The sequence below is a fragment of the Chitinophagales bacterium genome (genome assembly GCA_040877935.1).
GTDB lineage: Bacteria > Bacteroidota > Bacteroidia > Chitinophagales > CAIOSU01 > JBBDNB01.
Genome location: JBBDNB010000061.1, coordinates 1 through 12,377, shown reverse-complemented (window position 1 = coordinate 12,377; position 12,377 = coordinate 1). Strand labels below are relative to the sequence as shown.

General features: G+C 40.4%; 10 protein-coding genes. 2 read left to right on the top strand and 8 right to left on the bottom strand.

Annotated elements, in window-relative coordinates:
• Window positions 1-66: 66 nt before the first annotated feature.
• Window positions 67-1,890, top strand: coding sequence for an ABC transporter ATP-binding protein (locus tag WD048_16970; protein MEX0813914.1), 1,824 nt, complete (start codon window positions 67-69; stop codon window positions 1,888-1,890).
• A 12-nt stretch (window positions 1,891-1,902) separates the two neighbouring features.
• Here WD048_16970 and WD048_16965 read toward each other — a convergent pair whose 3' ends face one another.
• Together WD048_16965 and WD048_16960 are read right to left on the bottom strand one after the other, a co-directional pair.
• A complete protein-coding gene (locus WD048_16965) occupies window positions 1,903-3,147 on the bottom strand; it encodes a hypothetical protein (GenBank protein ID MEX0813913.1) in 1,245 nt (414 codons plus the stop codon).
• A gap of 165 nt (window positions 3,148-3,312) precedes the next feature.
• Window positions 3,313-5,898, bottom strand: coding sequence for a M1 family metallopeptidase (locus tag WD048_16960; GenBank protein ID MEX0813912.1), 2,586 nt, complete (start codon window positions 5,896-5,898; stop codon window positions 3,313-3,315).
• Window positions 5,899-5,982: 84 nt separating this feature from the next.
• On the opposite strand from WD048_16960, the gene WD048_16955 reads away from it, so the two are divergent.
• Window positions 5,983-6,483 (top strand): biotin/lipoyl-containing protein, encoded by a 501-nt coding sequence (locus WD048_16955; GenBank protein ID MEX0813911.1) that lies wholly within the window; start codon window positions 5,983-5,985, stop codon window positions 6,481-6,483.
• Between the two features lie 437 nt (window positions 6,484-6,920).
• Here the strand turns inward: WD048_16955 and WD048_16950 are convergent, their stop codons facing one another.
• The 6 genes from WD048_16950 to WD048_16925 form a co-directional block, all read right to left on the bottom strand.
• Window positions 6,921-8,399 (bottom strand): ATP-binding protein, encoded by a 1,479-nt coding sequence (locus tag WD048_16950; protein ID MEX0813910.1) that lies wholly within the window; start codon window positions 8,397-8,399, stop codon window positions 6,921-6,923.
• A gap of 54 nt (window positions 8,400-8,453) precedes the next feature.
• Window positions 8,454-8,843 (bottom strand): GxxExxY protein, encoded by a 390-nt coding sequence (locus tag WD048_16945; protein ID MEX0813909.1) that lies wholly within the window; start codon window positions 8,841-8,843, stop codon window positions 8,454-8,456.
• A 23-nt stretch (window positions 8,844-8,866) separates the two neighbouring features.
• A complete protein-coding gene (locus WD048_16940) occupies window positions 8,867-9,058 on the bottom strand; it encodes a hypothetical protein (protein MEX0813908.1) in 192 nt (63 codons plus the stop codon).
• Window positions 9,059-9,263: 205 nt separating this feature from the next.
• Entirely contained in the window at window positions 9,264-10,241 is a 978-nt protein-coding gene (locus WD048_16935) for a nucleotidyl transferase AbiEii/AbiGii toxin family protein (GenBank protein ID MEX0813907.1), read from the bottom strand.
• On the bottom strand, window positions 10,238-10,963 hold the full coding sequence (locus WD048_16930) for a DUF6088 family protein (GenBank protein ID MEX0813906.1): 726 nt from the start codon (window positions 10,961-10,963) through the stop codon (window positions 10,238-10,240). The genes WD048_16935 and WD048_16930 overlap by 4 nt, the downstream gene beginning before the upstream one ends.
• 529 nt (window positions 10,964-11,492) lie before the next feature.
• On the bottom strand, window positions 11,493-12,122 hold the full coding sequence (locus WD048_16925; GenBank protein ID MEX0813905.1) for a hypothetical protein: 630 nt from the start codon (window positions 12,120-12,122) through the stop codon (window positions 11,493-11,495).
• Window positions 12,123-12,377 lie beyond the last annotated feature (255 nt).

Genomic DNA, 12,377 nt, shown 5'->3' with positions numbered 1-12,377 from the left:
AGTCTCCGGCTGCACAAATTCAGCATAAATTTAACAAAATGAATTAATAACTTTGCCCGCACTGCTATGGCTAATTTCTTACGTATTCTTTCGCAATTAAAAAACTACTGGGTAGCTGCGCTGCTCAATGTTTTATTCAATATCCTGGCCGTGATTTTTTCACTGGCATCCATAGTGATGATCATTCCCTTTCTGGAGTTGCTCTTTGACAAGAAAACACCCCTGTACGATGAGCCCACATTTAAACTGAGTGTGCAGTTTTTTATCGATTATTTCTACTTTGGAATGAGTTGGTTTATTCATGAGCAGGGTCAGACAGCAGCATTGGTGTTTATCTGTGTATTTGTAGTGATTGTGTTTTTCCTGAAAAACCTGTTTCGCTACCTGGCTTTGTTCTTTATGGCACCCATTCGCAACGGCATTGTGCGCGACCTGCGAAAAGACATGTATGGAAAAATCCTGAATTTGCCGGTTTCCTATTTCTCTGAGGAAAAAAAGGGGGATATGATTTCTAAAATGACCTCCGACCTGAAGGAGATTGAGCACAGTATTATGAGTACGCTGGAAGTCACTTTTAAGGAGCCTATTACCATTATAGCATACCTTGCAGCAATGCTGGCCATGAGTGGCCAATTGACGTTTTTCGTGTTGCTGATGATTCTTATTACAGCCGGAATTATTGGGCAAATAGGAAAAACACTAAAGCGCGAATCTACCAAAGGGCAGCAAAAACTCGGTGTGATTACTTCCATCATTGATGAAAGCCTGAGTGGCCTGCGTATTATCAAAGCTTTTAATGCTGAGAGATACCTGAACAGCAAGTTTGCCAGAGAAAACGAAGGCCACTATAATATCACCAATGGTATTTTAAGAAGAAAAGAACTCTCCTCTCCCCTGTCGGAATTTTTGGCCATTATTATTGTCTCTGTTGTACTTTGGTTTGGCGGACGCCTGGTTTTGAGCGGAGATGGTCTAGAAGCAGAAACTTTCATTGGCTTTATGGTGATCTTTTCACAGCTGATTCCACCCTCCAAAAGTTTTGCCAGTGCTTTTTACAATATACAACGCGGCCTGGCCTCATCAGAGCGGATTTATGAAGTGCTGGATTCACACATAGATATCATGGAAAAGGAAAATGCAAAACCCATTTCTACTTTCAGGGATTCAATAGAATTCAAGGATGTGTGTTTTACTTACAATAACTATGACGACAAACTGATTCTGCAAAACATCAACCTGAACATCAAAAAAGGAAAAATGATCGCGCTGGTTGGGCCTTCGGGAGCTGGTAAGACTACTATGATCAACCTCTTGCCCAGGTTCTATGATGTGGACAGCGGCAGTATTTCCATAGATGGTATTAATGTAAAGCATTACAAGATTGGCGACCTGAGGAATATTTTGGGCATTGTGACCCAGGAGTCGTTTTTGTTCAATGACACGATAAAGAACAATATTGCTTTTGGCAATGAACAGGTAACTGATGATGAAATCATTGAAGCAGCCAAAGTAGCCAATGCACATGATTTTATAGAAAAACTCAGCAATGGTTATGATACCGTTGTAGGCGACAGGGGCGACAACCTCAGTGGTGGGCAAAAACAGCGCATTACCATTGCCCGGGCAATTCTGAGCGACCCGCCCATTTTGATCATGGACGAGGCTACTTCATCGCTTGATACGGAATCGGAAAAACTGGTGCAGGATGCTTTGTATAAATTGATGCAAAACCGCACTTCCATTGTGATTGCGCACAGACTTTCCACCATTCAATATGCCGATGAAATAGTGGTGATGGACGATGGAAAAATCCTTGAGCGCGGCAACCACATCGGCCTGATGGCCAAAAACGGTCTCTACAAAAAGCTGGTGGATTTGCAGGCTTTTTAGAGCTGTACTAAATCAATAAACCACTACACTTACTTTGGGTGATCTTATTCCAAAGTCAGAATAAGCAGTGCTGGTACTAACCCTTCTGGCACACAAGCTGAAATTGTAAGTGCCGCTCAACCCTGTAAACACATATTGAGCTGTAACTGAACTCATGTCTGAAAAACCGCTTGAAGTGATATACGGTCTTGTTTGTCCAGCAAATGGCGCATCAGTTGGATTACTGAAATTTGTACTGTAACATGGGCAAAGTGCTAAATATAACTCATTACTTGCATTGAGGTCATTTTTATATACCATCGCACTTACCGAAACATATATTTTATCTCCTGAACTTACAGTGGCGCTTGCATCTCCATAACCCACATTAGTAGACCAATCCCACATTTCCCAACTTGTTGAACTAACTTTTGGAAAATTTCCTGTTAGGTCATATCCTGCATGATCCACCGCTTTTGCATTGCCATCAGCGCCATCAGCACCATCAGCTCCGGCTGGGCCGGCAGGGCCGACAGGGCCTTCAAGTGAATTAATAAAATCTGTTTCACTTCCTGTATTTCCCAAACTCAGCCAGGTTTCATAGGCACTTTCACCATCAGCTCCATCCTGTCCGTCTGCACCCGGAGGACCCTGTGGTCCCTGCGGGCCCGGATCGCCTTGAGCCCCCTGTGGACCTGTAGCTCCATCCTGCCCATCAGCTCCGGCAGGGCCTTCAAGTGAATTAATGAAATCTGTTTCACTTCCGGTATTGCCAAGCCCCAGCCAAACTTCATAAGCACTCTCTCCATCGGCACCATCCTGTCCGTCAGCTCCGGCAGGACCCAGCACACCCGGAACATTGGCACTATCGGCATAAAGTGCATAGGGAACTGACAACAATTGCGTAATCCCCATAGTGACATAATTGCTTCCACCTTCCGGGTCAAGTTCTACTTTCAACCATTTCTGAGCTGCTCCCCAGGCAATTTGTGTAAAATCTCCTGAAAGCGTGTTTCCATTGCCTATTTCCGCATCAAACAAACCAAACTGATTGGTACTGATGTTATGCGTTTCCTCATAGAGTAGCGAACCGGATGGAGAGCCGTTTAAAATAGAGAACTTAACCCTGATGTTTTGGTCTTGCAATGTACTTCCATTTGCATCCCTGGCTACTGCCTGGTAATTGAAGGATTGTGGAGCTTGCGCCAGCAGGTTTGGCGAATACATAAAAACAAAACCAATTACTGTAATTACGGATAAATTGATCAGCCTTTTCATACCTTGTTTTTTTTGTTATCAACTATTTACAAGGTATTAATTTATAGAATATTAATCGTAATACAAAAAATTGTTTGTTTTTTGTAGGTTAACAGCAATAATTCCTGGCCTGGAAACTAATGTCAGGTCTATGGCAGCTGCAAGTCAAAATCAACAGAGGAAATTCTACAGTTCGAAAGTGAAGTCCTTTTCGTAGGCTTTTATGACACGCTCTGTTTTCTCAGCGGCCATGATTTCCTGCAGGTCTGCTTCAATGCTATCAGCCGTATTTTGCCAGTCTGTATTTTCAGTTTCCTTTGCTTTTTCAGCAGCTGCTTTCCACACGCTATACAGGGCATCACCTGCCGCCTTGCGAATATACCAGGAGCCCTCATAAATAGCATTGAGCTTCAAATCTTCTGCACCGTTTAAGATAGCAGGGGCTTCGAGTTTCTTAAGCAAATCTCCATAGAAAGTGATGATATAATATTTGGAATAAGAGCGCAACTCGTACAATTTCTCTTTAAAATAAGCCTGCTCTTCTATCCCCCCCTGTTTGACAAATAAATCCGCCACATTTGCTGCCAATTGAATTTCTGTAGCATCGGTATATTGCTTTGCATAATCAAAAGCCAATCCTTCATCAATATCTTTTATGGCCTTTAAAATTCTGCCTTTGGCAATATTGGATTTCTCTTCTTCCATTAACCGCTCAAGTTTGTCCAGGATTTTCTTATCTGCTAATGATCCCAATTTATCAATTGCGGCCATGCGCACTTTCACCTCTCTGTCTTTTTTGGCTGTGCTGTACAAAAGTGCAATGCGTTTTTCAGCAGCAGTATCTACAGGCATATTTTGAATTGCAGAAAGTCGCGTGCCATAAAAATTATCTTCCAGGGCTTTAACATAAACATCCAGAACTTCGGCCTGATCAATATCCGGCATCAGCTGAGTAAGGGCTTCATCTTTGTCGAGATAATGTGCCGCCATTTGAAATTGCTTCATCCAGTGTGCTTTGTTTTTATTGAGATAATTGCTTGTGCCGACCAAAACACGCTCAACATCTACAATATAATTTTCGGGCAGACTGTCCATCTCAAATTCAAACTGCTTCCATTGGTTGTCAATTACAATGTTTTCATAGCGAATGGAATTCTCAAACTGAAAAGCTACTTTTAGCGGAAGCTTAAAAAAGCTGTAGTCAATAGTATCCTGCATTTGCTCTACAGTCAGTGAAAAAACTCCCAGGCTGTCATTGTAGTGGTGTTTGATATTCAGCTCAGCATGTCCCGAACCGTAAAACCACTGATTGAAAAACCAGTTGAGGTCTTCTCCGCTGACTTTTTCCAAAGCCAAGCGCAAGTGATGTGCCTCCACCGGCTGAAATTCATTGCTGTGCAGATATTCCCTAATGCCCGCATAAAAAGCATCATCGCCCATATAATTGCGCAGGGCATGCAATATCAAGCCGCCTTTCTGATAGGTATGGCGGTCAAACATTTCTTCTCTATGTTCATAGTAAAAACGTATCAGGTCTTCTTGATAAGCCCTGGCTTCATGCAAGTATGCATTTTTATCATTTTGCCAGTTGTATTGCGCGTGATCCATTCCGTATTTGTGCTCAATCCAGATGTATTCGCCATAAGTTGCAAAGGATTCGTTCAGCGCCAGATTAGACCAGGATTCGCAGGTGACCAAATCACCAAACCATTGATGAAAAAGCTCATGGGCTACAATAGATTCATAATCCCGATGATCGAGCTCTGCATCATTGCGCTGTACAAATTCACCAAAAAGCGAAGCAGATGTATTTTCCATTGCTCCTGACACAAAATCGCGAACAGCTACCTGGTTGTACTTTTCCCAGGGATATTCATAACCGAGCAAATCTGAATAAAGCGTCATCATTTCGGGTGTATTGCCAAAAATTCGTTTAGCATATTTGGCATATTGCGGCTCAACATAGTAGTTCACTTCCATGCCGTTCCATTCATCTTCCACAATGGAAAATTCACCAATGGCCATCATAAACAAATAGGGCGTGTGGTCTTTTTCCTGTTTCCAGTAGTCGGTTCTTGTCCCATCTCCATTGTCTGTGGAAGAAAACATCAAGCCATTGGAAAGGGTAGTGTAATTGGTATCAACAGTAATAAGGATTTCCTGGGTGGTGCGTTGGTTGGGTTTGTCGATGGTGGGAAACCAGCAGGAACTGGCTTCGGTCTCGCCCTGTGTCCAAATTTGCCGTGGTTTTCCCGGAATTTTACCCAGCGGATTGATAAAATACAAACCCTTGTCGGCAGCAATGGCAGAACTGCCCACTACATCCAGTTCATCGGGTTTGGCCACATAATCAATGCGAAGTGCAATAGTATCATTTCGGTTATAGTAGCGATCAAGCTTAATATTTAGTTGTGAAGAATCATACACATAGCTAAGTTCAAGCGGCTCACTGCCTTTCATTAAACGAATGCTGTTAATGTCAAAACCTTTGGCATCAAGAACTACAGAGTCTGTAGGATAAAAATAAGGACGCATAGTGATGTCTGCAACTCCAAGTAAATGGCTTTTGCTCCAGTCAAAGCGCACATCGAGTTTGGTGTGGATCAGGTCGAAATGCCTGGTAGCCTCCGCACGATATTCACGATCGACTCCGGAAACGACCACTTCATCCAGTTCCGTTTCCTTTTCAGTAAGTTCTTTTGTACCGGAACAGGCAGTGATGAATAAAAGGCTTGATAATAATAAAAAGTAGAGGTTTGTTTTGATGGGCATATCTATATTAACTTTAAGCCAGCAAAAATAAGGCTTTCCTTTTTAAAAAGCGGATTGCTACCTTTACAGATAAAGTTAAAATTCATGAACAAGGCTACCGTAAACAATAATTTCTCTTTTGACATAGAGCAAAATCGAGATGAACTATTCATAAATGGTGAAAAAACCGAGGCCTGCATTCAAAAAATTGCGGAGGGATCTTACCATGTGATATTGGACTATCGCTCCTACAATGCCGAACTGGAAAGTGTGGATACCGAGGAAAAATCCTTTACATTCCTGATCAACGGACACAGCTATACGGTGAAAATGCAGGACCGCTTTGATTTATTGCTGAAAGAACTGGGCATGAGTGCCCTGGCCGGAAGCAAAATGACTGACATTAAAGCGCCTATGCCGGGATTGGTATTGGAAGTGCTGGCAAAAGAAGGGCAGGAACTCAGCAAGGGCGATGAAGTACTGGTGCTGGAAGCCATGAAAATGGAAAATGTACTAAAAGCGCCCGGTGATGGCGTGGTGAAAAGCATCTCTGTAAAACAAGGCGATGCCGTAGAGAAAAACCAAGTGATGGTGGTTTTGGAGTAGGGTTAGATTATTGAGGAACGGTTTGGCGGTATGAAAAGTTGGGCAATCGTGCTTTCTTTTCTGTCGTCCGTGCGTTGGGAAAGACACACTCTTTGACAAGCTTTGGCCGGTACAATTGGCTTGTGGCTTGACAATCCCGAAAAAACGGGACAAGTTGTGTGTGGCTTTGAAACGAGGGACTGTACATTGTCAAATTCTTTATTGGTTAATAATTTGTCCAATTGCCCTTTCGGAGATTTGGTTTGAGGCCTTTGTGGGTCCATTGCTTAGTCTTTTTCTCTTTCGCGCCATTATCCCGCCAAAGTGGCGCGATATAACTAAAGATAAATTCTGATAATTCGCTTGCTCGCCAATTTGGCGAGTAATTGGCGAGTAAGAATGGATTATTTTTATGGAATAGTTCTATCTCGCCAAAATGGCGACCGAGTGGCGAGTGATTATTCATTGATTACATATTTCAGATACTTTCCGCCACCTTCTTTCCTAAGTAAATTTAAATCCACCCATCTCTTCAACATTCTTTCAGCCGTGCGAGAAGCTAATCCCGTTTGCTCAACAAACTCAGACTTTGAGTATGCTTTATTGCTTCTGAATAATTCGAAGAGCTTCAATTCTTGGTTATCCAATTCGCCAACAGCGCCACCGGTGGGTAGTTCTCTAACAGCCTCAACCGTACGTGGGAAAGTCAACTTTAAGAATGGTTCTTTATAGGTGTATTTCGGAATGGGTAAGCCGTAATCTTTATTTAAAGACTTAAAGGTTTTCATTCCAAATCCTTTTTCCTCCACATAATCCATTAAACTGAAAGCGTATGTAATAATAGGATTGCGGCTTAGAGAGGGTGCTTCAAAGGTGTTGAGTTCATCCAAGGAAATTGCCGGTAGTGGTTTGCCCGGGCTGGTTACGATAACTTTATTCTCATCAATCTTGATTTCACACTTTGCACCTTCAATTTCATAATCTCTGTGCACCAAAGCGTTGACGATGGCTTCACGCAGTACTTCAATGGGAAAATCAGGAACATCCTTTCTTTTAAAGCTGCTTGTATCTTTTGATAAGGGCAATACTTTCTTTAACCATTCCTCAATTTGGTCGGGCAAGAGCACCAATGCTTGATCAAAATCTTTTGGTTCTATTTTGCTGCCACTATAAGTTACGTGTGCTTTCAAAACGGCATTTTTGAATTTGGTGCGTGGATTATTTCCAAAAAGCAAAACGCCATAGCCCGTAGGGATAAATTGCTTTTTTTCTTTATCCCACTCCATGGCTCCAAAATCTGCCAAGTATTCTAAAAAGGCTTCATCCGTTGATTTGAAATCAAGATTGGATTCTTTGATGAACTTTTGAAGTGCAAGCTCTGAAAATTTGCTGCTATCGTAGTTCGCTACAGGAAGTTCAATAGCTGTGCGCAGATCTTCTTCTTCCGTTTCTCTTTTTCTTTCTAAAGCTTGTTTTAAGAAGGCCTTATTTTCTTCTTCTATGATTCGCTGAAACTCTCGGTCAAACATTTTGACTTCAACACCGTGGTTCTCGAGATGCTTGATTCCTTTGCCATCTACTGTTGGATCCCGGTCTTCTATTCCCACAAACACTTTTTTGATGCGGGCATTGGTGGTTCTTTTACAACAAGGCACTTTAGGTGGATTTCTCTCCACACAAGGCTCAAGGGTTGTAAATAGGGTACATCCTTCTAAATTTTCATTGGCTAGTTTTCTTTCTAACAGTGTGAATTCTGCATGGTCACCTTCTCTTAGTTCTCCACGAAACGCGGTTTCTATTCTACCATCTGGGAAAAGTAAAACAGCACCCACCTTTGGCGGCACTTTGCCGTCAGGTCTTGGTTCATTGACGCTTTTGTTCATCTCGTCAATGGCCATTTGCATGAGTTCTTTATCTGTGTATTTCTTTTTTGCCATAAACTAATTGTCTGAACTTTGATTTCTCTTGATTTCAGGATTACCTTGATGAGTTTATTTGAATTTTTTGTTCTGAATTCGCTTAAATCCCATGCTTTCAGAACCAAAATTAATCAACAAGCCAATCTCTAAATCATAGGCTTCTAGGTAATTGATGGCTTGTGCTAAATGCACATCTTCCAATTTAATAATGGCTTTGAGTTCAACTGAAACAATCCCTTCCACCAAGAAATCAACCCTGCGAGTGCCAATTTGCTGCTGTTTGTAATAAATAGGCATTTCATGTTCACGACTGAACCCAATGCCTTGGTCTGCCATTTCAATTTCCAGCGCTCGCTGATAGATGACTTCTTGAAAACCATTGCCCAAGGCTGAATGAACCGTCATGGCACATCCAATAATTTTGCTGGTTAATTCGCTGTATTTATACTTTTGCCTTATCATAGTCCATCATTTAATCATCTTCATCATAGTTCAGACTTTCCTTCCCAAACAAAGCCTTGCCCATGCGGTACTTGATATCGTAGTTGATGATAAAACTGTTGAAATTGAACTTCGCCTGTATCGTGTTCACCATCAAGCACCACCTGAAATTCGGTTTGTCCACCTTTTGGTTTGAAGACAACAACTTCACTATTTTTAATTTCAGGTAGATTCATATTTCAGGGTTGAACTGCAAGCTAAATTTAGGGAAATATCTGCATTTTCAGCCATTCAAATCGAGTGGTGTTTCAAAATGTTTTTTTTAGAGAGGCACAAGCAGGCTACGCTCATCGGCTAGACCTCATGCACCAGCAATGGGCCAGTGGTTTTGGAGTAGGGTTTAGGGTTGATTTTTTACGGGTCTATGGCTTTGGCAATTCCTTATAGTTTTATGTTCCATTTAATGGATTTTAACCTCTCAGCTATTTTAGACAACGTTTTCAGTATTTCTTTTTCCTCTGGAAGTTTACCAAACACTAATTCACTGAAACTACCGGAGTAAACATTTTTGATTTTGTTCCAAGTGTCGGCTGTTTTTGAAAATATAATTGTATCTATTGGGTGATTTGTGAGCCATTCGTTGTTGCTCTTGAAACTTTCTATGTCGTCATTTGCTACACGTAAAAGCATTGTATCAAAGTCTTTCGACTGCATAAAAGCGCTTAGCTCGCTATCTTTCAATAATAGGTGAATGTCGTAAATGTGTCTAATTTTATTTCGCAAGTCGTTTATCGGTTCTTGGGTTTGAGAAAAACGAACCAAACTCATTATTTTTTCGCACAATGTCCTTTTCGGACTCAAAACCAAGACTTCAAATGAATTTATTCCATATTCATCAATAATGGTCTGTTGCTTGTTTTTCAACATCATTTCATAGATGAACGAGCTTATTTTTACAGTAGAATAAGGTTCAAAATTGCCCAACCAAGTGGATTCTATGATAATGTTGTCCCGAACTTGTCCAAAATGACCAGTGAATTTTTTTTCATAGCTATGTGCTGTTTTTCGTATCATCCCTTTTTTATTGGTTATGCCATCAACCACTATTTCCGGGAGCACTTTTGATACGCTTTTGGAAATCTTTTTGATTTTAGTTTTCAGTTGGTTGCCCGTTTCACCTTTGTTTCGCAACACAACCAAATCAATGTCTTCAGAAAATCGCTGTATCAATCCGAAGCATTTCTGTAAAGCTGTTCCTCCTTTGAAGATTGTTTCTTTGCCAATTTCGTTTTTGAAAATCTGAAACAGTGCATACGTTACCCAATAATCCTTTTCAACATAAACTTCACGTATGCCTTTTTGCTGCGCAGCGGCAATTACCGCATCTTTAAACAGTTCCTTATTTTCATGTAGTCTCATTTAATGTTCCAGTTTTCTGCGGTGGGCAATTCTTTTTCATTTATGCCGTATTCATATTCTGAAAGTGGGTTTAAACTCTTTTTCAATCTTGTTAAATCGTCTGATTTCTTGATGTTTTCCAACAATGCTCCCAGAAATGCCCGCACTCTTGGCGGATAAACCAACCCGCATTTTATCAATAACTCGGTTTCCGATGAGTTGAGTTTTTTCAGCTTTTTAGAAAGGATTTTAATTGCTGAATTTTTATTCAAATCAGGGATTTTCTTGTAATCTTTTAAGGCATCCAACAATTCCAGTAAGTAGAAATTTTTATCTGTCACTTCCACATAGCTTTTTGTGGGCATTGCTTTTATGCTGCCCCTTGAAACTGTAATTCTTTTACTTCTGCTAGCAATTTTTATGGTTTTAGGCACTTGAGTCGTTAGGCCCATTTGGTTGTATAGCGAAGTTCCGGTGATGTAGGCAACGCGTTTACCTTTCTCAAATAGATAAGGTTTTAGGATTTCCTCTTCGCTGGGTTTTAACTCTCCAAAAACAGTTTTCTTGGGCTTGTAAAACACGCCTGTTGAAATCCTTTTGATGGCACCTTTTTCTATTAGTCGTTCAAGAGCTTTGGCAGTTGCAATATATTCTTGTGTGGCAATACCCAACTGCTCGTACTTAAATGTAGTGCCTTCAGCAAAGCGACTAATTTGTTTTTTTATTTTTTGTGTTACGGTCATTGCATTACAAAGGTAGTGCAAATTATCAAAATGTCAAGTAAATGAAACATAATACTTGACATATTACACCTATGATAGCATGCTGAAAAGCATCTCAGTAAAACAAGGCGATGCCGTAGAGAAAAACCAAGTAATGGTGGTTTTGGAGTAGGTTTAGATTATTGTGGAACTAGCGTTCTCGGGTACGAAACGTAAGGCTTTTCGTGTCCGCCCCATGTTTTCTTAGGTGCTGTTATGCACCTGATTTTTATTTTATTTGTTCTCTAGATCGTAGTTCAAATTGTTGCTTGTCGTCCTTTAAGTAGAGAGTTTCTCCATATTTTAGTTGAATGAAAAAGTCCATTCCATTCGGGAAAAATTTTAGCATTAGTTCTCAATCGCAATTTCATAAGTGAAATGAACGTCCCAATTAATCCAAAGGTTTTTTCCGTTTTAAAATTTGTATGTCAAGCCATAGGTTGAGTTGTCCCATATCGAGTTGTTTACCGTCTGTTCCAACTCTACTTTCTTATTTTTAAGTTCTTCCATTCTATTTAGCTGTTGGGTCATATGAAAGTTGGTCGAATTTTTCAAAGGCTTGAACCTTTCCATCTGAACCTTTATAGTCCGTATTGTAGAGTCCAATGCCTTGAAGGTAATATTCGATTATTGTTGATCCAAAATATTCAATTTCTCTTTCAACCTTGATAGTTTTCAATTCCTTGCCGTCAACATTTAGAGTTGTCCAACTAGCTGTGTATTTAAGGGTATCTCCTGAATATAAAGATGACCAAGTGACCGTTTTTCCTGGAGCAGGCATTTTGAACAAAACTAATGGTGGGTTATGGTTTTCTTGTTTGTTGGTTGGCCCTAACATGCTTGTCGAAACTGATTTTGTGATTTTGACTTCATTGTCAGTGAATGTTACAGTATTTGTTTGAATACTTGTCGGTTTTCCAAAGGTCATTTTTGCGTCTGTAATGTTGTAGGAACTTCCCTTGTCAACATAATAAATTGTTCTGGTCATGTCAGTTCGTCCACCTGTTTTGCTTGGTGTATAAAATGTTGCCTTGTTCTTAGGAGAAGTTGGAACGAAAAAGTCCTTAATTGTCTGTGCTTGTGTTGTCAAACTGTTCAAGCAAACCGCTAATGCTAAAATTGATATTTTCATCTTTTTCATGTATTTGTCGTTTTTCAAATAGTCCATAATGGTTTGTGGCTATACGTAGGCAGGTATTTCATCCCTGAATTTTCTACGAATTAAGTTTTTATATTTACTATTTTTCTGTCCTACGAAGCTAAAAAACCCTGCTTGCGTGTAGGTGTTGTTGTGCGTTCGTTCTTCTCTTCCTTCGAGGCAATTTGTATGTCAGCAAGAAACTGAAGTGTCTACATTTACTGGTACGAATAAATATAGTCCGAAACCAGTAAATTT

Coding starts and splice junctions, on each gene's coding strand:
- WD048_16935 (MEX0813907.1), bottom strand. CDS start 10,241: ATGAGACTACATGAAAATAAGGAACTGTTTAAAGATGCGGTAATTGCC.
- WD048_16950 (MEX0813910.1), bottom strand. CDS start 8,399: ATGGCAAAAAAGAAATACACAGATAAAGAACTCATGCAAATGGCCATT.
- WD048_16930 (MEX0813906.1), bottom strand. CDS start 10,963: ATGACCGTAACACAAAAAATAAAAAAACAAATTAGTCGCTTTGCTGAA.
- WD048_16925 (MEX0813905.1), bottom strand. CDS start 12,122: ATGAAAAAGATGAAAATATCAATTTTAGCATTAGCGGTTTGCTTGAAC.
- WD048_16970 (MEX0813914.1), top strand. CDS start 67: ATGGCTAATTTCTTACGTATTCTTTCGCAATTAAAAAACTACTGGGTA.
- WD048_16940 (MEX0813908.1), bottom strand. CDS start 9,058: ATGAATCTACCTGAAATTAAAAATAGTGAAGTTGTTGTCTTCAAACCA.
- WD048_16965 (MEX0813913.1), bottom strand. CDS start 3,147: ATGAAAAGGCTGATCAATTTATCCGTAATTACAGTAATTGGTTTTGTT.
- WD048_16955 (MEX0813911.1), top strand. CDS start 5,983: ATGAACAAGGCTACCGTAAACAATAATTTCTCTTTTGACATAGAGCAA.
- WD048_16960 (MEX0813912.1), bottom strand. CDS start 5,898: ATGCCCATCAAAACAAACCTCTACTTTTTATTATTATCAAGCCTTTTA.
- WD048_16945 (MEX0813909.1), bottom strand. CDS start 8,843: ATGATAAGGCAAAAGTATAAATACAGCGAATTAACCAGCAAAATTATT.